Consider the following 19,216-nt stretch of genomic DNA (forward strand, 5'->3'; position numbering starts at 1 on the left):
CTGCGAGGATTCATCGACGGATCGACCGGCGCGTTGATTGACGCGAAAAGAGGCCGACCGTCACGGCGACGGCGATGAGCGCGACGGCGGTGCATACCGGCCATTCGAGCATGTCACCGTCATGGAAAAGACCTGTCACATTGCCGGCCATCCGCGCGACGCTCGCGCCGAACACGCCGGCCAACAGCGCCGCCCACCAGCGGGCGCAGCTCGCCCGCCGCTGCGGATGCAGCCACCAGCCCGCGAGGCCGATCACCGCGCCGAGTACGAGAATGCCTGGCCAACCCATCAGGCGTGGACTCCAGACTGGGCGCTCAAACACGGCAAAATCAATTTCGGATTCGTCTCATAGGCGAAAGGAGCCGCCAACGCTAGCATTTTTGCCTCCTCAACTATACAAGTTCAGCACGGCGCTTTCCGCATAGCGGTTGAGTTTAGGGGTCGGGGTGTGCTTAGGCAAGTTGCAAGTCTGACGAAAACGCCTCACGCTCCGCCCGTTGCCAGGCTGACGCCGCGCCCATGCGCATCGCCCTTATCGAACCCGACGTGCACCACGCCAAACTGGTTGACCGGCTGATTTTCGCCGGCGGCCACGTGTGCCAGCACTTCACCACCAGCGCCACCTTCCTGCAGCGCGCCACCGACGAATTCTTCGACCTGCTGATCACCGAAAGCTGGGCCGGCGACCATTGCGCCGAAGACGTGATCCCACGCGCGCGCTCCATTTTGCCGGGCCTGCCTGTCATGATGCTGATTGCGGCGCCGCGTGAATGCCAGATCGTCGCCGCGCTGCACGCCGGCGCCGACGACTGCCTGAGCAAGCCAGTGCGCGGCCCCGAAATGCTCGCACGCGTCGAGGCGCTGCAGCGCCGCGCGGGCCTGCGGCGGCCGCCTAACCGGCGGCGCGACGTGATCGGCGGCTATACGTTCGATGCGGCGCATTTCGCCGTAACCTTCCGCGACCTGACCGTGATCCTGACGCCGAAGGAATTCCGCCTCGCGCTGGTGCTGTTCAACAATCTCGCGCGGCCGGTGTCGCGCGCGCATATTCTCGAAACCGTGTGGGCGTGCCGTCGCGACGTAAAGTCGCGCACCATCGACACCCACGCGTCGCGCGTGCGCAGCAAGCTGCAACTGCGCCCGGAGCTTGGCTACACGCTGACGCCGGTCTATGGTTACGGTTACCAGCTCGACGCGATTCCGCCGGAGACCCTGACAGGCGCGATCTGACGCATGCGGGATATATGGCGGGCAGGATGTGATAATCGTGGAAACGCTATAATATAGAACTGAACGATAGCCCCCCAAATGCAGCTTCTAACGATCGGAATCAACCATCACACTGCGCCTGTCGCCCTGCGCGAACGCGTGGCGTTTCCGCTCGAACAAATCAAGCCCGCGCTGGGATACGTTCAAAGGCATCTGGCTGGGCCGTGTGGCCCCCAATGCACCGGAAGCGGCAATTCTGTCCACCTGCAACCGCACTGAACTCTACTGCGCGACCGACGACCTCGCCGCACGAGAAGCTTCGGTCCAGTGGCTGTCGAAGTACCATAATCTGCCCATCGACGAACTCGCACCGCATGTCTACGCGCTGCCGCAGTCCGAAGCGGTGCGGCATGCGTTCCGCGTCGCGTCGGGGCTCGATTCGATGGTGCTCGGCGAAACGCAGATCGTCGGACAAATGAAGGACGCGGTGCGCACTGCTTCCGAAGCCGGCGCCCTCGGCACCTATCTGAACCAGCTATTCCAGCGCACCTTCGCCGTCGCGAAAGAAGTGCGCAGCACGACCGAAATCGGCGCGCAGTCGGTGTCGATGGCCGCTGCTGCGGTACGCCTCGCCCAACGCATTTTCGACAAGATCGCGAATCAGCGGGTGCTGTTCATCGGTGCTGGCGAAATGATCGAGCTTTGCGCGACGCATTTCGCCGCGCAGTTCCCGCGTGAACTCATCGTCGCGAACCGCACCGCCGAACGCGGCACGCGGCTCGCCGAGCGCTTCAACGGCCGCGCCATTCCGCTCTCCGAGCTACCCGCTCGAATGCACGAATTCGACATCATCGTGTCGTGCACGGCGTCCACATTGCCGATCATCGGTCTTGGCGCGGTCGAGCGCGCGGTCAAGGCGCGCCGTCACCGGCCGATTTTCATGGTCGACCTCGCGGTGCCGCGCGACATCGAGCCCGAAGCCGGCCAGCTCGAAGACGTATTCCTGTACACCGTCGACGACCTCGGCGCAATCGTCCGCGAAGGCAATGCGTCGCGCCAGGCCGCGGTCGCGCAGGCCGAAGCAATCATCGAAACGCGGGTGCAGAACTTCATGCAGTGGCTCGACGCGCGCAGCATCGTGCCGGTGATCCGCCACATGCACACGCAGGCTGATACGCTGCGCCGCGCAGAGGTCGAACGTGCGCAGAAAATGCTCGCGCGCGGCGACGATCCGGCCGCGGTGCTCGAAGCACTGTCGCAATCGCTCACCAACAAGCTGATCCATGGTCCCACGCACGCGTTGAATCGCGCGAGCAGCGACAACCGCGACAAGCTGATCGAGCTGATGAGCGGCTTCTACAAACACCCCGGCTCCTCCGAGCGTTAGCGGCGTTGTGCTCGCCGCACCCCGCGCGCCACCACCGTGGCTCGCGACGTTCTTCCGCCCCGGGCATTCGCCCGTTCCCCTGGCCGCATCCTTCCGGAGTCCGCTCCGCTACCCGCCCGATGAAAACGAGCATGCAACGCAAGCTCGACCAGTTGACCACCCGGCTGGCCGAACTGAACGACCTGTTGAGCCGCGAGGACATCACCGCCAACCTCGACCAGTACCGCAAGCTCACGCGCGAACACGCGGAGCTCGGCCCCGTCGTCGAGCAGTACGGGCTTTGGCGCCAGGCGCGGAACGACGCGGCCACCGCGCAGGAACTGCTCGCCGACGCGTCGATGCGTGATTTCGCCGAAGAGGAGATCCGCGCGGCGCGGGATCGCATGGAGACGCTCGGCGTCGATCTGCAGAAAATGCTGCTGCCGAAAGACCCGAACGACGACCGCAACATCTTCCTCGAAATCCGCGCGGGCACCGGCGGCGACGAATCCGCGCTGTTCGCGGGCGATCTGCTGCGCATGTATCTGCGCTATGCCGAACGCAATCGCTGGCAGGTCGAGATGATGTCGGCGAGCGAATCGGATCTTGGCGGCTATCGCGAAGTCATCGTGCGGATCGCCGGCGACGCGGCGTATTCGAAGCTGAAATTCGAGTCGGGCGGCCATCGCGTGCAGCGCGTGCCGGCCACCGAAACGCAGGGCCGCATCCATACATCGGCGTGCACGGTCGCGGTGATGCCGGAAGCGGACGACATCGGCGAAGTCGAGATCAATCCGGCCGATCTGCGTATCGACACGTTCCGCGCGTCGGGCGCGGGCGGTCAGCACATCAACAAGACCGACTCGGCGGTGCGCGTCACACACTTGTCGACGGGCATCGTCGTCGAATGTCAGGACGACCGCTCGCAGCACAAGAACAAGGATCGCGCACTGAAGGTGCTCGCCGCGCGCATCAAGGACAAGCAGGCGCACGAGCAGCAGGCGAAGGAAGCGGCGACGCGCAAGAATCTGATCGGCTCGGGCGATCGCTCCGAGCGCATCCGCACCTACAACTTCCCGCAGGGGCGGCTCACCGATCACCGCATCAACCTGACGCTGTATCGCCTCGACGCGATCATGGACGGCGATCTCGAAGAACTGATCGCGGCGCTCGTCAGCGAGCATCAGGCCGAGTTGCTGGCCTCCCTCGGCGACGCGGACTGACGCCCGACAATGATCGACACCTCCCCGGCTCCGCTCGATCCCACCGCTTTGCCCGCCACGGCCGACGCGCTGTTGCGCGCATCGCCGCTGCCGCCGCTCGAAGTGCGGATTCTGCTCACGCATGTGCTCGGCTGGCGGCGCACGCAGCTGATCACGCGCGGCGAGGAGCCGCTCGAGCGGGCGAGCGTCGAGCGTTATCGCGCGCTCGAGGCGCGGCGCGTGGTCGGGGAGCCGGTCGCGCAGCTCGTCGGTGCGCGCGAATTTTTCGGGCTCGAGTTCGAGGTCACGCCGCAGGTGCTGATCCCGCGCCCCGAAACGGAGTTGCTGGTGGAGACCGTGCTCGCGGCGATCGAACACCGGCCGCGTCCGCGTGTGCTCGATCTCGGCACCGGAACCGGCGCAATCGCGGTGGCGATTGCGTCGATGCGGCCCGACGCGCAAGTCTGGGCGCTCGACCGATCGACGGACGCGCTTGCGGTCGCCGCGCGCAACGGCGCGCGCCTTCTCAGCGCGAAGCGCCCGGGCGGCGCCGTCGCTTTCCTGCATAGCGACTGGTACGGCTCACTCGACGCCGCGCTGCGCTTCGATGCGATCGTCAGCAATCCGCCCTATATTGCGAGCGGCGACCCGCATCTGGGCGAAGGCGATCTGCGCTTCGAGCCGCGCGGCGCGCTCACCGACGAAGCCGACGGCCTCAGCGCGATCCGCGCGATCGTTGCCGGTGCGCCCGAGCGTCTCGCCGACGACGGCGCGCTATGGATCGAACATGGCTACGACCAGGCTGAAGCCGTGCGCGTGTTGCTGGGCGCGCGCGGTTTTGCCGGGGTCCGCTCCGAGCGCGATCTCGCCGGCATCGTGCGGATCAGCGGTGGCGTGCTGCGCGGCGCCGGGGCCTGAGCGCGGTCGTCGCGGCTAAAACCCCAGGCGCGACGCGGCTGCGGCCGCCCGTAGCGAAATCCGCTATCATTTCAGCCTATTCCCTTCCTTTATCGGAACCGCAAGGTCAGTCATGGATACGCAACAACGCATCAAGCAAATCGTCGACGGCAACCACGTCGTTCTCTTCATGAAGGGCACGGCTCAGTTCCCGATGTGCGGTTTTTCCGGCCGCGCCATCCAGATTCTGAAGGCGTGCGGCGTCGGTGAAATCAAGACCGTCAACGTGCTCGAAGACGACGAAATCCGTCAGGGCATCAAGGAGTTCTCGAACTGGCCGACCATTCCGCAACTGTACGTGAAGGGCGAATTCGTCGGCGGCTCGGACATCATGATGGAGATGTACGAATCGGGCGAGTTGCAGCAGCTGTTCGCCGCGGCCTGAGCGTTCTCCGCTCCGTTCGCTTCATCAGGCGCCGCAAGCCATGCAGCAAGCACGCACCGCGGCGCCCCGCCGGCTGATCATCGCGATCACCGGCGCCACCGGCGCCATCTACGGCATCCGGCTACTCGAGACGCTGCGCCGGCTGGGCGGCGTCGAGAGTCACCTGCTGATCTCGAGCGCGGGTTGGCTCAACATCCAGCACGAACTCCAGTTGGGCAAGGAAGACGTGCATCCGCTTGCGGATGTCGTCCATTCACTGCGCGACGTCGGCGCGAGCATCGCGTCGGGCTCGTTCGCGACCGACGGCATGATCGTCGCGCCCTGCTCGATGAAAACGCTCGCGAGCATCGCGCACGGTTTCGCCGACAACCTGATCACCCGGGCCGCCGACGTCACACTGAAGGAGCGCCGCCGCCTCGTGCTGCTGGTGCGCGAAACGCCGTTCAACCTCGCGCATCTGCGCAATATGACGGCCGTCACGGAAATGGGCGGTGTGATTTTCCCGCCACTGCCCGCGTTCTACAACCAGCCTGCTTCGATCGACGAGATGGTCGATCACACGGTCGCGCGCGTTCTCGATCTTTTTGCGCTGGGGCCGGCCCTGTCGCCCGCGTGGCAAGGATTACGAGGCGCGCAGGAGTGAACCCGATCGCGCGTATTAACAACATCCGCGACACAATCAATTCCGCTCCAACCCATTTATCAAGCGAGCGTGCGGACCTATATTGGTAGCAACCCAATTTTTCGTGCCGTGTCTCCACGGCCGCGTCGCCGTCATGAACCGCCTACCTTCGCTTTTTCTGTCCCACGGCGCACCTACGCTGCCGATCGATCCATCGATGCCGTCCGCCGAGTTCGGCGCGCTCGGCAAGCAATTTCCGCGTCCCGAAGCCATCCTGATGTTGTCGGCGCACTGGGGCACCGCGCGGCCGCTCGCGAGCATCGCGACGGCGCCTGAAACCATCCACGATTTTTACGGTTTTCCGCGCCAGCTGTATGAAATCCAATACCCTGCGCCGGGCGCGCCCGACGTCGCGCGCCGCGCCGCCGCGCTGCTCGGCGCGAGCGGCATCGCCGCGGACGTGCAGCCGCACGGACTCGACCACGGCGCATGGGTGCCGATGCTGCTGATGTTCCCGCAAGCGGACGTGCCGATCGCGCAACTGTCGATCCAGCCGCACCAGGACGCCGCGCATCATTTCCGCCTCGGCCGGGCACTGCGCGCGTTGAAAGACGAAGGCGTGATGGTGATCGGCTCCGGCCAGATCACGCACAATCTGCGCGTCGCCGATTTCTCCGCGCGCCCGGAAGACGCCGATCCGCGCGTGAGCGAATTCACCGACTGGTTCGAGGACAAGCTCGTCGCGCGCGATATCGACGCGCTGCTCGACTATCGCCGGCAGGCGCCGCATGCGGTGCTGATGCACCCGACCGACGAGCATCTGTTGCCGGTGTTCGCCGCACTCGGCGCCGCCGACGACGACTATTCGCTCGCGATCCAGTCGCTGGGCACCTACCAGCGTTCGCTCGCGATGACGAACTACGTGTTCGGCACGGCCTGATCCGGCGCAGGGTCGCGCACAAAGGCCAACAAAAAGCCCCCCTGATCATCGATCAGGCGGGCTTTTGTCTAACGCGAAAGACCCGCGTCGAGCGGATCCGTCGGTTTCGGCGCTCAGTGCGCGCCGATGCCTTCGAGCACTTCGTCGTGCACGATCCGCTCATCCAGATACTCCGATCGATAGCCGCTGTTCACGCCCCAGAAGTAGAACACCAGCGAGAAGGCGATTACGACGAGCATGTCCCAGCCGTACGGCAGGATGCCGACGCCGCCGAATTCCTTGCTGCCGATCAGCGAAAGGAGCGCCATGATCGGCAGATACGCGACCAGCCACCACGCGGCCTTCAGGTCACGGCCCCAACCCTCGAAGCCCGACTTCGCCTGGAAGTAGAAGTACACCGGCAGCGCGACGATCATCAGCAGAATGATTTCGCCGGTCAGCGGCCACTTCGCCCAGTACAGGATCAGCGACGCGCAGACGAACGCGAACGGCGCGATCACCTTCATACCAGCAATGTGCAGCGGGCGCTCGAGATCGGTTGCCGCGCGGCGCAGTGCCATCAGGCTGATAGGACCGGTCAGGTACGAAATCACGGTTGCGACCGAGATCACCGCCGCGAGCGAACTCCAGCCGCGGAAGAAGAACAGGAAGATGAACGACACGATCAGGTTGAACCACATTGCCGGACGCGGCACGCCGTAGAACGGATGCACCTGGCCGAAAATCTTCGGCATCGTGTTGTTGCGCTCCATCGCGTAAATCATCCGCGTCGTGGTCGCCATATAGGTCGTACTGGTGCCGCTCGGGCTCACGAACGCATCCACGTACAGTAGGATCGCCAGCCAGTTCAGGTTCAGCGCGATCGCCAGTTCCGCGAACGGCGAAGCGAAGCTGAAGTGGCCCCAGCCCTGCATCACTTCGGCCGGGTTCACGGCGCCGATATATGCGATCTGCAGCAGCACATAGATCACGAGCGCGAGCAGGATCGAGCCGATCACCGCGAACGGCACGCTCTTGGCCGGATTGCGCGCTTCACCAGCAAGGTTGATCGGGCTCTGGAAGCCGTTGAACGCGAACACGATGCCGCTCGTCGCCACCGCCGTGAGCACCGACGACCAGCCATAGGGCGCGAACGTATTCACCTGGCCGAAGTTTTCCTTGTGAAAGCCCGTCAGCATCAGACCGAGAATTGTTGCGCCGGGAATCAGGAACTTGAAGATCGTGATCGCCGAGTTGGCGCGCGCGAACAACTTCACTCCCCAATAGTTGAGCAGGAAGTAGATGATTACGAGCCCTGCGGACAACAGCAGGCCGTTCGTGGTCAATGAGCCGCCGACAAAGAGCGCATGCGCCCAGGGATAGGGCCACGTACTCATGTATTGAATCGATGCTTCGGCCTCGATCGGGATCACCGACACGATCGCGATCTAGTTGGCCCATGCGCTGATGAAGCCGACCAGCGCGCCGTGCGAGTAGCGCGCATAGCGCACCATCCCGCCAGATTCCGGAAACATCGCGCCGAGCTCCGCGTAGGTCAGCGCGATCGCGAGAATCACGACCGCCCCGATGATCCATGCACAAATCGCGGCGGGACCGGCAATTTTTGCAGCCTTCCACGCGCCGAACAGCCAACCCGATCCGATAATCGAACCCAGACCGGTCAGCATCAGCGCGAATGGCCCGATGTCCCGTTGTATAGAACTTTTCACGTCTTCTCCTAAATCAGAACCATGTCGGCACCGCGTGACATCGCTCGTGGCGGTGGGGACGGTGACGTGCATGTGAGCGCGTCCAGATGCGCAATAGGTGCAACCGACGCGCGGCGCGTAGTTTAACGGTTGCACCACGTTGCTGCAGCGGAACTGCGGCCCGACTAAGGGTTCTCCCTAGCAAAAGGTTAGACTGGTGCGCAAGCTTTGTAAGGAATCTTTGCATCCGTCTGGCAAAGTTTCGGCAGACAGTTGACCTTTGTCTCAATTCGCCGTATAACGTTCGGGCAGGATTTCAAGCGGCGAGTGAAGTGGTTCTTTCGTAGTTCGCCCATCAACGGTACTCCGGTTGGTCCCATTACCCCCTTCCTTGATTTTCATGCACCCCCGGGCTTCGGCCTTATTCACCATCTTTAGGAAAAAGTAATATGGAAACCGGTACCGTCAAGTGGTTCAACGACGCTAAGGGCTTTGGCTTCATCACTCCTGACGGCGGCGGTGAAGATCTGTTCGCGCATTTCTCGGAAATTCGCACGGAAGGCTTCAAGACGCTGCAAGAAAACCAGAAGGTCACGTTTGAAGTGAAGACGGGCCCGAAGGGCAAGCAAGCGGCTAACATCAAGCCGGTGTAAGCTCCGCGCTTCCTTCTGGACGCAAAAAAAACCCCGCCTCGGCGGGGTTTTTTATTTCCGGCGTCCAATTCAAATCGGCCGATTAAAATCGCGTGTTCGCAATTCGCGGCGGATTATCTGCTGAATATTCGCGATTATCGGAACACGCGCCGCGCATGAATACCCAGGCCGGTCGCCACGCTCGCGAGACGATCGCCGAATACCGCTTTCGCGTCCGGAAACGCCGCGGCCAGCGCGCCCGACAGAAACGCGAGGCCGGTCGAGCCGCCGGTGAAATAGATGGCGTCGACGTCGCGCGGCGCGACACCCGCCGCCTGCACCGTGTCGCGCGCAGCCTGCACGATACGTCGCGTTTCTTCCTCGCCGGCCTTGACGAGTTGCGCTTCGTCGAACGCGAGACGCAGATCCTCTTCCACCTCCTCGAGATCGATCACGGTCTCGCCGCCCGCCGCCACCCCGATCTTCGCCTCTTCCGCATGCGCGGCGAGCGCGTGCCCGAAACGCTGCTCCACTACGCGCATCAGCCGGTCGTGGTGCTTCGTTTCCGTGAAAAGGTGCCGCATTAGCGCGAGTTCGCTGACGCGCTTCGGCGTGTAGACGGTGTTGATCAGGTGCCAGGTTGCGAGATCGAAATAGATCCGGTTCGGGATTTCGCGCCCTTGCGGATCGAGCGACTGGTAGCCGAGCTCGCGCAGAATCGTCACGAGTTCGACGCGGCGGTCGAAGTCCGTGCCCGCGACGTGCACACCGTGGTGCGCGAGCACGTCGTCCTTGCGCTCGACGCGCTTCGTCCGGTCGGGCCCCACACGTACGAGCGAAAAGTCCGACGTACCGCCGCCAATGTCCGCGACGAGCACCAGCCCCTCGGCGCTCAGATGTGATTCGTAGTCGAACGCTGCCGCGATCGGCTCATACTGAAAGTGGATGTCGCGCAAGCCGACCGTGCGCGCAGCGGCTTCGAGCTGATGCTGCGCCATCTGGTCGGCGCGCGGGTCGTCGTCGACGAAGAAGACCGGTCGGCCGAGCACCGCGCGGTCGATCGCGCCACCGACGCTCGCCTCGGCCGCGCGCTTCAGGTGAGCCAGGAAAGTCGCGATCACATCGGTGTACTTGATCGCACTGCCGTCGCCGAGATCGGTTGTATTCTCGGCGAGCGGCGAGCCGAGAATGCTTTTCATCGAGCGCATCAGCCGGCCGTCGAAGCCGTCGATGTAGGCGGCGAGCGCCGCGCGGCCGAATTCGCTGGTGTTTTCGTCGGTATTGAAGAAGACCGCGGTGGGCAGCGTCGTGTACGCGCCCTCGACCGGCGCCAGCTTCAGCTGCGGGCCGGTCGGAACAGCGACGGCCGAATTGGAAGTACCGAAGTCAATCGCGCAATAGTTCATGGCAGGAATGGCCGCTCACGGCTGGCGCGCACAGAAGGGGAGCGGCTTTGTATCACGAAAACTCCGACAGCATCAACTGAAGCTGGCGGAATGGCCGTCAGATCGTTTGAAATGATGCCGCGGAATGGATCTTGCTGCGTCCGACCGAATATGCCGCCCCATTTCGCCATCGAGGAGAGTTCGCGCCATGAGCGTGCCGCCCACTGCCGCCGTCGATGACCGCCACGCCACGCTGATCGAAACCGATCTGCCGTCGCGATTAGACCGCCTGCCGTGGGGCCGCTTTCATACGCTGATCGTCGTCGCGCTCGGCGTGACGTGGCTGCTCGACGGGCTCGAAGTGACGCTCGCGGGCGCGGTCGCGAGCGCGCTCAAAACGAGCCCGGCGCTGCGCTTTTCAAATGCCGACGTCGGCCTCGCGGGCAGCGCATACATTGCCGGCGCGGTGCTCGGAGCGCTCGGTTTCGGTTGGTTGACCGATCGGCTTGGCCGCCGCAAGCTGTTTTTCATCACGCTGACGCTCTATCTGGCCGCGACCGCAGCGACCGCGTTGTCGTGGAATCTGATGAGCTTCATGCTGTTTCGCTTTCTGACCGGCGCGGGTATCGGCGGCGAATACACGGCGATCAACTCGACGATCCAGGAATTTACGCCGGCGCGCGTGCGCGGCTGGACCGACCTCGGCATCAACGGCACCTTCTGGGTCGGCGCGGGGATCGGCGCGGCGGGCTCTCTGGTGCTGCTCGATCCGCATCTGCTGCCGGCCGACTGGGGCTGGCGCGCGTGCTTTTTCATCGGCGCCGTGCTCGCGCTAGCAATTCTGCCGATGCGCATCTGGTTACCCGAAAGCCCGCGCTGGCTGCTCACGCATGGCGACGAGCGCGACGCGCGCACGATCGTCGAGGGGATCGAGACGCGTTTTCGCGACGCCGGCCACGCGCTCGCCGACCACGCCCTCACACGGCTGCGCCTGCGGGCACGCAACCATACGCCGTTGCGCGAGGTATTCCACGCGCTATTCAACCTGCACCGACGCCGCGCGCTGGTCGGTCTGACGTTGATGACCGCGCAGGCATTCTTTTACAACGCGATCTTTTTCACCTACGCGCTCGTCCTCACGGACTTTTATCACGTGCCCGGTGGTGACATCGGATGGTATCTGCTGCCCTTCGCGCTCGGCAATTTCCTGGGACCGCTGGTGCTCGGGCGGCTATTCGATGTGATCGGCCGACGCAAGATGATCGCCGCGACGTACGCGATGTCGGCGATCCTGCTGACGCTGTCCGGCTATCTGTTCGAGCAGCAATTGCTCACCGTCGTCACGCAGACGGTCGCCTGGATGGTGATTTTCTTCTTCGCGTCGGCGGCCGCGAGTTCCGCCTATCTGACCGTGAGCGAATCGTTTCCGCTCGAAATCCGCGCGCTCGCGATCGCGGTTTTCTATGCGTTCGGCACCGCGCTCGGCGGCATCATCGGGCCGGCGTTTTTCGGTCGGCTGATCGATACGCATCAGCGCAGCGCGGTGTTTTCGGGCTATCTGGTCGGGTCGGCGTTGATGCTCGCGGCGGCGCTCGTCGCGGCGATCTGGGGTGTCGACGCGGAGCGCAGGCCGCTCGAACACGTGGCGGCGCCGCTGTCGAGCGTGGCGGACGATGAGAACGGCGCAGACCGCGCCGAATGAAAAACGCGCGGACCATGCCGCGTGCTTGACTGCTTCGTCGCTCGTCGAGTGCTTTTTCGCTGCGCGGAACTCAGGCGGCGAGCGACGCGAAGCCGTCGTTCAGAACGCTTTCTTCCAGCCGCCGCCGTACGCGATATCCGCGAACGCCGCGCGTTGACGCGGCGCCTTCTCGCGTTCGCGCAGAACCGGGTCCAGTTTGTCGACGTCGCCGTAATGGCCGAGCGAGATCATCGCGATCGGTTCGACGTCCTTCGGCAACTCGAACGTGGTGCGGAACGCGTTGACGTCGAAGCCACTCATCTGATGCGCGGCGAGACCCAGCGCGTGCGCCTGCAGCACCAGTGACATCGCCGCCGCGCCCGCGTCGTAGAACGCGCAGCGGTTCACGTCGCCCTTGTTGGTCAGCGTGTGCGCGGTCACCGCGATCAGCACCGGCGCGGGCGCGTTCCAGCCCTGGTTGAACGGCACCAGCGTGGCAAAAGCCTTCTTGAACGCGATTTCGTCGACGCTGCGATCGAAGACGACAAAACGCCAGGGCTGCGCGTTATACGAAGACGGTGCCCAGCGCGCCGCTTCGAGCACGACGCGCAACTGATCGCGGCTCACCGGCTCGCTCGAATACGCACGTGGGCTCCAGCGACCTGCAATCAGCTCGTGAATGGCAACTTCGGTTGAGGCGGGTTTGTTGGCCATGCGCTTCTCTCGGTAGAAATTCATCATCGCTGGGCGGCTGCCCAAGGCCACATAGGATAACGGGCTTTCGGTGCGCGCTCCAAGTTGCCGCGCGACGCTATGCGCGCTGGCAGCAAAACGCGCACGGTCCGCTTCGGGGCCGTGCGTCGTCGCTTCGGGGACGGTGAATCCGCGCGGCTCGCGAAGGCCCGTCAGATTGCCTGTGGCGTCGGCACTTTGGCCGGGCGGTTGATGCGCAGCACGATCACCGCGGCGAGGAGACACAAGCCGCCGGAAATCATCGACGCAACCGTGTAAGTGCCAAGGCTTGCGCGCAGCATGCCCGCGCCGAGCGCCGCGAATGCCGCGCCGAGCTGGTGTCCCGCCACCACCCAGCCGAACACGATCGGGGCCGACTCCTTGCCGTAGACGTCGGTGGCGAGACGCACGGTCGGCGGCACGGTGGCGATCCAGTCGAGGCCGTAGAACACCGCGAATAGCGGCAGCCCGAAAAAGTCGATGCCGAACGCATGCGGCAGATACATCAACGACAGGCCGCGCAGCCCGTAGTACCAGAACAGCAGCACGCGGCTATTGAAGCGGTCCGACAGCCAGCCCGACATCGTCGTGCCGAACAGGTCGAATACGCCCATCGCCGCGAGCAGCGACGCGCCCTGCACTTCCGTCATCCCGTAGTCGCCGCACATCGCGATCAGATGGGTGCCGACATAGCCATTGGTGCTCGCGCCGCAGATGAAGAAGCTGAAGAACAGCAGCCAGAAGTCGCGCGTTTTGCTCGCCGACGCGAGCGTGCCGAACGCGATTGCAAGCGGGTTCTGCTTCGTGACGGTCGTGGTGATGGGCGCGTCGTGGGGTTCACCGTACGGGCGCAGTTGCATGCTGGCCGGATGCTCGGGCAGCAGGAACGCGACGAGCGGAATCACGACGCCCGCCGCGAGCGCCACGACCCACACAACCTGGCGCCAGCCGTAATGCTCGGCGATGGCCGCGAGCAGCGGCAGGAACACCAGTTGGCCGGTCGCCGAGCTGGCAGTCAGGATACCCATTACGAGACCCCGGCGGGTGGTGAACCAGCGCGTCACGACGGTCGCCGACAGCGACAGCGCCGCCACCCCGGTCGAGCCGCCGACCATCACGCCCCAGATCGTCACCATCTGCCACGGATGCGTCATCAGCGATGACAGCGCGACGCCCGCGGCCATCGTGCCGAGCGCGGCGAGCAGCGTCGGACGCACGCCGAAGCGCTGCATCGCGGCGGCCGCGAACGGCCCCATCAACCCGTACAGTGCGATGTTCACGGAGATCGCGAGCGAGATCGTCGCGCGGCTCCAGCCGAATTGGTGCTCGAGCGGCACCATCATCACGCTCGGTGTCGCGCGCGTACCCGCCGCCGCGAGCAAAACCAGGAACACCACGGCGACGGTCAACCAGCCGTAGTGGAATCGTCCGCCTATCAGTCGCGCAGCCCAGTTCATCGGTTCTCCCATCGACGCGCCCGGATGGCGGCGTCGTTCGTGTGATTACGGCGTCGGTGAATGACTTGTGACAGATCGGTCACAATGGTGTTGCGATGTTAGTTACTGGTCGGTAACATGTCAAGGTAGCAATCAAGGTAGCAATTTCATTCGGGTGACTTGCCATGTCCGACAGCGAAACTCTCAAGCCCGCGCCTACTCGCGCCCGGCGCGCGCGCGGCGCGCAGACCGCCGGGCCGCAGGCGCAGCAGCATCTGCTGCGCGCGGCCAGCGAGTTGTTCTATCGCGAGGGCGTGCGTACGGTCGGCGTCGATGCGGTGGTCGAACGCGCGGGCGTGAACAAAATGAGCCTGTACCGGCAGTTTTCGTCGAAGGACGAGCTCGTGATGGCGTATCTGGAGCAGAAGGACGAGCAGTTCTTCCGCTACGTCGAGAAGAGTTTCGCGAAGCATCCGGGCGAGCCGGCGAAGCAGCTTCAGCAGTACTTCGACGATCTCGCGGTGCGTGCCTCGGTCGACGATTACCGCGGTTGCCCGTTCGTGAACGTGTCGGTGGAGTTTTCCGATACCGCGCATCCGGCGCGGCAATTCGTGTTCCGCAACAAGCAGCGCTTGATGGCGCGCCTGCTCGAACTGTCGACGGCGGCCGGCGCCGGTGATCCGCAAGCGCTCGCCGATGCGCTCGGGCTGCTGATCGAGGGCGTGTACGCGGCGAGCCAGACTTATGGGCCGGGCTGCGGGCCGATCCTCGCCGCGCCGAAAGTCGCCGCGCAGTTGATCGCGGCCGCTTGCGGGCAGACGCGGGCACGCTGAGCCAATCCGTCAGCCGGGTCCATTAAAATTGCCCTTTTCCCCGCCGCGTCCGTCCGCCATGCCGTTACCCGCCGAATCCCATGATGCCGTGATCGCCGCGACCCGTCATTGGCTGACCGAGGCCGTAATCGGCCTGAACCTGTGTCCGTTCGCGAAGGCCGTGCATGTGAAGGGGCAGATCCGCTACGCGGTCACCGAAGCTGACACACTCGAAGCGGTGCTGACCGATCTGGAAGGCGAACTGCAGACGCTCGCCGCTGCCGACCCCGCCGCCATCGACACGACGCTGCTGATCCTGCCGCGCGCGTTCGGCGAATTTCTCGACTTCAACGATTGCCTGTTCTTTGCCGACCGGCTGATCCAGCAGCTGCGGCTCGAAGGCGTCATCCAGATCGCGAGCTTTCATCCGCATTACCAGTTCGAAGACAGCGAGCCCGACGATATCGAAAACTACACGAATCGGGCGCCCTATCCGATCCTGCATCTGCTGCGCGAGGACAGCATCGCGCGGGCGGTGCAGGCCTTTCCCGACGCGCAGCAGATTTACGAGCGCAATCAGGAAACGCTGCGGCGCATTGGCGTCGCCGGCTGGGATGCGTTGATGAAGCGCTGAGTCGCGCCTCAGCCCAGCACGAAGAACCGCTCCTTCAGCGCATCGAGTCCGAGGGTGTCCAGCACTTCGCCGAGCCGCTCGGCCGGCCGGCGCCGCGGCAAATCCTTGTACTGCGCGATGATCAGCTCGTTTTTCATCGAGTGTTCCCAGCCGACCAGTTCGGTCACACTGACCTGATAGCCATGCGCTTCGAGCTGCAGGCAGCGCAGCACGTTCGTGATCTGGCTGCCGAATTCGCGCGTGTGCAGCGGGTGACGCCAGATTTCCGTCAGCGCGCTCTTCAGCGCCCGGCCTTTGTTCTGGCGCAGCACGCCGGCCACCTCGGCCTGGCAGCAAGGCACGACGACGATGTACTTCGCGTGCTTTTCGAGCGCGAAGCGAATCGCGTCGTCGGTGGCGGTATTGCACGCGTGCAGCGCGGTCACGATGTCGATTTCGGCGGGCAGGCGCGTCGACGTGATCGACTCCGCCACCGACAGATTCAGAAACGACATCCCGCTGAAGCCGAGCCGCGCCGCCAGCTCTTCGGACTTCGTCACCAGCTCTTCGCGCGTTTCAATGCCGTAAATGTGCGAAGGCCCACCTGCGGTGTCCTGAAACTCCTTGAAAAACAGGTCGTACAGGATAAAACCGAGGTATGACTTGCCCGCGCCGTGATCGACGAGCGTCAGCGACCCCTGCTGTGCCTTCAGGTCCTCGAGCAGCGGCTCGATGAACTGGAACAGATGGTAGACCTGCTTCAGCTTGCGACGGCTGTCCTGATTCATCTTGCCGTCGCGCGTGAGGATGTGGAGCTCTTTGAGCAGTTCGACGGACTGGTTGGGACGGATTTCGTGGGTTTTGCCGGACATCGTGTGGGCCGCCATCAATTGCCGTGCGAACGTGCGACAGATGACGGAAAAAGAGAAGAGTTGCTGCCAGTTTACCCAAAGTGCCGCACTCCCAGCGAGCACGCCGCGCGGAACACGCGGGACGGGCAGTCCGCTGGGAACATTTCCTGCTCGAAAGGCGGTGCGCGAAAGTGTCTCGATAATGGCTGAAAAGAGCTTACGCGCCGGCTGAGCCTGCAGATGCAAGCCGTGTTGCCGAAAACAGGACGCTGTCCGGCCGTGCGATTCGGACACGCGGGCCGGAGGATGTGGGGAGAGCGGTCCCGGGAGCGGGCCGAACGTTACGGAACCAGCAGCGAGCCGGCGTAGCCACCGCTCGCGCGCTCGGATGATCACAGAAGAGGCGGCAATGGATACGGTACCCAACGGAAATGTCGAGCAGAAGTTTCAGGAAATGCTGGCGAAGCTCACCGCCGCGTCGGCATGGTCGGAGAAGCAGCAACTCGAACTCGAGATGGCACGCGATATCTCCACGGAAATGCTGCGGCTCGCCGAAGTCATGCGCGACGGCAACGTCGATCTCGAAACCTGCCTGACGATGCTCAAATACGCCAAGGTGCTCGACTTCGTGATGACGACACTCGCGTCGCGACGCGACATCAAGCCGCAGACGCTACGGGTGATCTTCAAGCTCGCCGGGCTGAAGGTCGACGAAGCCTATCCGGGTTAGCGCGCGACGCGGGCTTCCGCACTCCCCCTCCACGCTCGTCTCAAGCGCGCGGCGCCTCGACGGGCGGTGTTCCTTCGTGAAATAGCGTCTTGAGCTGCGCGCGCAGCTCCGGCGAATCCGCGTGCTGGTGAACGCTGACGGCATGCTGGACCGCGGCTTCGAGCAGTTCGCTGTCGCTGTCGGCGGACAGCGCGACAGTGCAGTTCGTTTCGCTCGGAAACTCGCGACAGTCGATATATTTGCGGGTCATGGCAACCTCCTTGAACCAGACAAGATGGACCCTTCCACCGATTCAACACGCGAGGTGCGTCGGCTGTCGGCGCGCGGCAGTGAAGCGCGCCGCAGCGGCTGCGTCGGAAATGACGTGATCGGGGATTGACGCGAGCAACGACGCGAACGGCGCCCGATGGAAGGGGTTTGAAAAGTATAGGTCGCGTGCCGCGCGAGCCAAGCGGTGAACGCGATGCGCAACGGCCGGGGGAAAGACTGAATCCAGTGTTTCCGGCCCGGGGCGGCCGAGCGTCGCTGCCTGGCTGAATAGCCGCCTGCTTGCCTGCACCGGGCAGTGTTCTGCAATGTTCGGTAGCCTGCGACGGCGTTTGCCGCGCACCGCGCGCGGTGTGACAATAGCGCCCTTCGCGTCGCCCGTCCGCTCGCTGGCCGCGGCGCACCGCCAATTTCCCCCCCTGATCCGCTGAACCGCATGCCATCCTCGCTCGATTCCGCTCGCGTCGCCGTGATCGGCGGCGGCCCCGCCGGCCTGATGGCCGCCGAAACGCTTGCCCGGCGCGGCGTGCGGGTCCACGTGTATGACGCGATGCCGTCGGTTGGTCGCAAATTCCTGATGGCGGGCAAAGGCGGCATGAACATCACGCATTCGGAACCCCTCGAGCCGTTTCTCGCACGCTACGGCGCGCGCCGCGCGCACATCGCGCCATGGCTCGACGCGTTCGGTCCCGACGCACTGCGCGCATGGCTGCATGAGTTGGGCGTCGAGACATTCGTTGGCAGTTCGGGGCGCGTGTTCCCGTCCGACATGAAGGCCGCGCCGATGCTGCGTGCGTGGCTGCATCGGCTGCGCGAAACGGGCGTGCAATTCCATATGCGTCACAAGTGGAGCGGCTGGGCGTCAATGCCCGGAGACGACGCCGCGCAGGTGCTGCGCTTCGACACGCCCGCCGGTGAACAAACGGTGAGCTGCGACGCGGTCGTGTTCGCACTCGGCGGCGCCAGCTGGCCGCGTCTCGGCTCCGACGCCGCGTGGGTGTCGCTGATGATGTCGCGCGACGTCCCGGTGGTGCCGCTGCGTCCCGCGAACTGCGGCTTCGACGCGGACTGGAGCCCATATCTGCGCGAGCGTTTCGCCGGTCAGCCGATCAAGCCCGTCGCGATTTCGCTGACCGGTGTAGACGAAAAAGTCCACGATCGACAAGGTGAAATACTTTTGACCGAAACGGGCCTCGAAGGGAGCCTGATTTACGCGTTGTCGGCGCTTATCCGCGAGCGCATTCTCGCCGAGGGCGAGGTCACGATCGCGCTGGATCTCGCGCCGGGCTTGACGCTCGAGCGGGTCGTCGAGGAAGTGACGCGGCCGCGCGGCTCGCGCTCGATCGCGAGTCATCTGCATGGGCGAATCGGGATCGGCGGGGTCAAGCTTGCGCTATTGCACGAGATTCTGTCGAAGGAAGCATTCGCTGATGCGCGCGGCCTCGCTCACGCGATCAAAGCGCTGCCGGTGCGGCTCCTGCGCACGCGACCGATCGACGAAGCGATCAGCACGGCGGGCGGGATCCCGTTCGAGGCACTGGACGCGCATCTGATGATCGACCGGATGCCGGGCGTATTCTGCGCGGGCGAAATGCTGGACTGGGAAGCGCCGACCGGCGGTTATCTGCTGACTGCCTGTTTTGCCAGCGGGCTGGTGGCTGGCCAGGGCGCATGCACGTATCTGGAAGCGCGCGGCGCGTCGGCGTGA

At 64.3% G+C, this 19,216-nt stretch carries 18 protein-coding genes and 2 pseudogenes; 13 read left to right on the forward strand and 7 right to left on the reverse strand.

The window, feature by feature from the left end; all coding sequences use genetic code 11:
* Nucleotides 1-10 precede the first annotated feature (10 nt).
* The gene (locus OKW43_RS11510; RefSeq protein WP_429447473.1) at nucleotides 11-289 is read right to left on the reverse strand and encodes a hypothetical protein; all 279 of its coding nucleotides are present in this window, start codon (nucleotides 287-289) and stop codon (nucleotides 11-13) included.
* 230 nt (nucleotides 290-519) lie between these two features.
* Here OKW43_RS11510 and OKW43_RS11515 point away from each other — a divergent pair, with 230 nt between their 5' ends.
* The 7 genes and pseudogenes from OKW43_RS11515 to OKW43_RS11545 all read left to right on the forward strand — a co-directional run bounded on the left by OKW43_RS11515 (nucleotide 520) and on the right by OKW43_RS11545 (nucleotide 6,681).
* On the forward strand, nucleotides 520-1,230 hold the full coding sequence (locus OKW43_RS11515) for a response regulator transcription factor (RefSeq protein WP_187636028.1): 711 nt from the start codon (nucleotides 520-522) through the stop codon (nucleotides 1,228-1,230).
* 78 nt (nucleotides 1,231-1,308) lie between these two features.
* Nucleotides 1,309-2,596 (forward strand): annotated as a pseudogene (gene hemA / locus OKW43_RS11520) (glutamyl-tRNA reductase).
* 119 nt (nucleotides 2,597-2,715) lie between these two features.
* Entirely contained in the window at nucleotides 2,716-3,798 is a 1,083-nt protein-coding gene (gene prfA, locus OKW43_RS11525) for a peptide chain release factor 1 (RefSeq protein ID WP_187636030.1), read from the forward strand.
* Nucleotides 3,799-3,807: 9 nt separating this feature from the next.
* Nucleotides 3,808-4,695 (forward strand): peptide chain release factor N(5)-glutamine methyltransferase, encoded by an 888-nt coding sequence (gene prmC / locus OKW43_RS11530; protein WP_429447475.1) that lies wholly within the window; start codon nucleotides 3,808-3,810, stop codon nucleotides 4,693-4,695.
* Between the two features lie 112 nt (nucleotides 4,696-4,807).
* Nucleotides 4,808-5,119 carry a Grx4 family monothiol glutaredoxin gene (grxD, locus tag OKW43_RS11535; RefSeq protein WP_187636032.1) on the forward strand — a complete coding sequence of 104 codons (312 nt, stop codon included), beginning with the start codon at nucleotides 4,808-4,810 and terminating at the stop codon, nucleotides 5,117-5,119.
* Between the two features lie 40 nt (nucleotides 5,120-5,159).
* A complete protein-coding gene (locus OKW43_RS11540; protein WP_187636033.1) occupies nucleotides 5,160-5,762 on the forward strand; it encodes a UbiX family flavin prenyltransferase in 603 nt (200 codons plus the stop codon).
* A gap of 133 nt (nucleotides 5,763-5,895) precedes the next feature.
* Nucleotides 5,896-6,681, forward strand: a complete 786-nt coding sequence (locus tag OKW43_RS11545) for a DODA-type extradiol aromatic ring-opening family dioxygenase (protein ID WP_429447478.1) — start codon at nucleotides 5,896-5,898, stop codon at nucleotides 6,679-6,681.
* A gap of 113 nt (nucleotides 6,682-6,794) precedes the next feature.
* On the opposite strand, the pseudogene OKW43_RS11550 reads toward OKW43_RS11545, so the two are convergent.
* Nucleotides 6,795-8,390, reverse strand: a pseudogene (locus OKW43_RS11550) (APC family permease).
* 428 nt (nucleotides 8,391-8,818) lie between these two features.
* Between OKW43_RS11550 and OKW43_RS11555 the strand changes: the two are divergent.
* Nucleotides 8,819-9,022: a cold-shock protein gene (locus OKW43_RS11555; RefSeq protein ID WP_007180251.1), complete on the forward strand. Its 204-nt coding sequence runs from the start codon at nucleotides 8,819-8,821 to the stop codon at nucleotides 9,020-9,022.
* 134 nt (nucleotides 9,023-9,156) lie between these two features.
* On the opposite strand, the gene OKW43_RS11560 is transcribed toward OKW43_RS11555, so the two are convergent.
* Nucleotides 9,157-10,407: an Hsp70 family protein gene (locus OKW43_RS11560; RefSeq protein ID WP_187636035.1), complete on the reverse strand. Its 1,251-nt coding sequence runs from the start codon at nucleotides 10,405-10,407 to the stop codon at nucleotides 9,157-9,159.
* A 187-nt stretch (nucleotides 10,408-10,594) separates the two neighbouring features.
* Between OKW43_RS11560 and OKW43_RS11565 the strand changes: the two genes are divergently transcribed.
* A complete protein-coding gene (locus OKW43_RS11565; protein WP_187636036.1) occupies nucleotides 10,595-12,088 on the forward strand; it encodes an MFS transporter in 1,494 nt (497 codons plus the stop codon).
* A 99-nt stretch (nucleotides 12,089-12,187) separates the two neighbouring features.
* Here OKW43_RS11565 and OKW43_RS11570 read toward each other — a convergent pair whose 3' ends face one another.
* Together OKW43_RS11570 and OKW43_RS11575 are read right to left on the reverse strand one after the other, a co-directional pair.
* Nucleotides 12,188-12,781 (reverse strand): nitroreductase family protein, encoded by a 594-nt coding sequence (locus OKW43_RS11570; protein ID WP_187636037.1) that lies wholly within the window; start codon nucleotides 12,779-12,781, stop codon nucleotides 12,188-12,190.
* Between the two features lie 191 nt (nucleotides 12,782-12,972).
* The gene (locus tag OKW43_RS11575; RefSeq protein WP_429447481.1) at nucleotides 12,973-14,256 is read right to left on the reverse strand and encodes an MFS transporter; all 1,284 of its coding nucleotides are present in this window, start codon (nucleotides 14,254-14,256) and stop codon (nucleotides 12,973-12,975) included.
* A gap of 164 nt (nucleotides 14,257-14,420) precedes the next feature.
* Here OKW43_RS11575 and OKW43_RS11580 point away from each other — a divergent pair, with 164 nt between their 5' ends.
* Both OKW43_RS11580 and OKW43_RS11585 read left to right on the forward strand, forming a co-directional pair.
* Nucleotides 14,421-15,068, forward strand: a complete 648-nt coding sequence (locus OKW43_RS11580; protein ID WP_187636038.1) for a TetR/AcrR family transcriptional regulator — start codon at nucleotides 14,421-14,423, stop codon at nucleotides 15,066-15,068.
* A 58-nt stretch (nucleotides 15,069-15,126) separates the two neighbouring features.
* Complete coding sequence (locus tag OKW43_RS11585; RefSeq protein WP_429447483.1) at nucleotides 15,127-15,681, forward strand: DUF1415 domain-containing protein; 555 nt, start codon at nucleotides 15,127-15,129, stop codon at nucleotides 15,679-15,681.
* Between the two features lie 8 nt (nucleotides 15,682-15,689).
* Here the strand turns inward: OKW43_RS11585 and OKW43_RS11590 are convergent, their stop codons facing one another.
* Nucleotides 15,690-16,532 carry a class I SAM-dependent methyltransferase gene (locus OKW43_RS11590; RefSeq protein WP_429447485.1) on the reverse strand — a complete coding sequence of 281 codons (843 nt, stop codon included), beginning with the start codon at nucleotides 16,530-16,532 and terminating at the stop codon, nucleotides 15,690-15,692.
* Nucleotides 16,533-16,920: 388 nt separating this feature from the next.
* Here OKW43_RS11590 and OKW43_RS11595 point away from each other — a divergent pair, with 388 nt between their 5' ends.
* Nucleotides 16,921-17,241, forward strand: coding sequence for a DNA-binding protein (locus OKW43_RS11595; RefSeq protein ID WP_429447487.1), 321 nt, complete (start codon nucleotides 16,921-16,923; stop codon nucleotides 17,239-17,241).
* A 40-nt stretch (nucleotides 17,242-17,281) separates the two neighbouring features.
* On the opposite strand, the gene OKW43_RS11600 is transcribed toward OKW43_RS11595, so the two are convergent.
* Nucleotides 17,282-17,491, reverse strand: a complete 210-nt coding sequence (locus OKW43_RS11600; protein ID WP_187636041.1) for a DUF1059 domain-containing protein — start codon at nucleotides 17,489-17,491, stop codon at nucleotides 17,282-17,284.
* A 453-nt stretch (nucleotides 17,492-17,944) separates the two neighbouring features.
* Here OKW43_RS11600 and OKW43_RS11605 point away from each other — a divergent pair, with 453 nt between their 5' ends.
* Nucleotides 17,945-19,216, forward strand: a complete 1,272-nt coding sequence (locus tag OKW43_RS11605) for an NAD(P)/FAD-dependent oxidoreductase (protein ID WP_429447489.1) — start codon at nucleotides 17,945-17,947, stop codon at nucleotides 19,214-19,216.

The organism is Paraburkholderia sp. WC7.3g (assembly GCF_050436345.1).
Taxonomy (GTDB): Bacteria; Pseudomonadota; Gammaproteobacteria; order Burkholderiales; family Burkholderiaceae; genus Paraburkholderia; species Paraburkholderia podalyriae.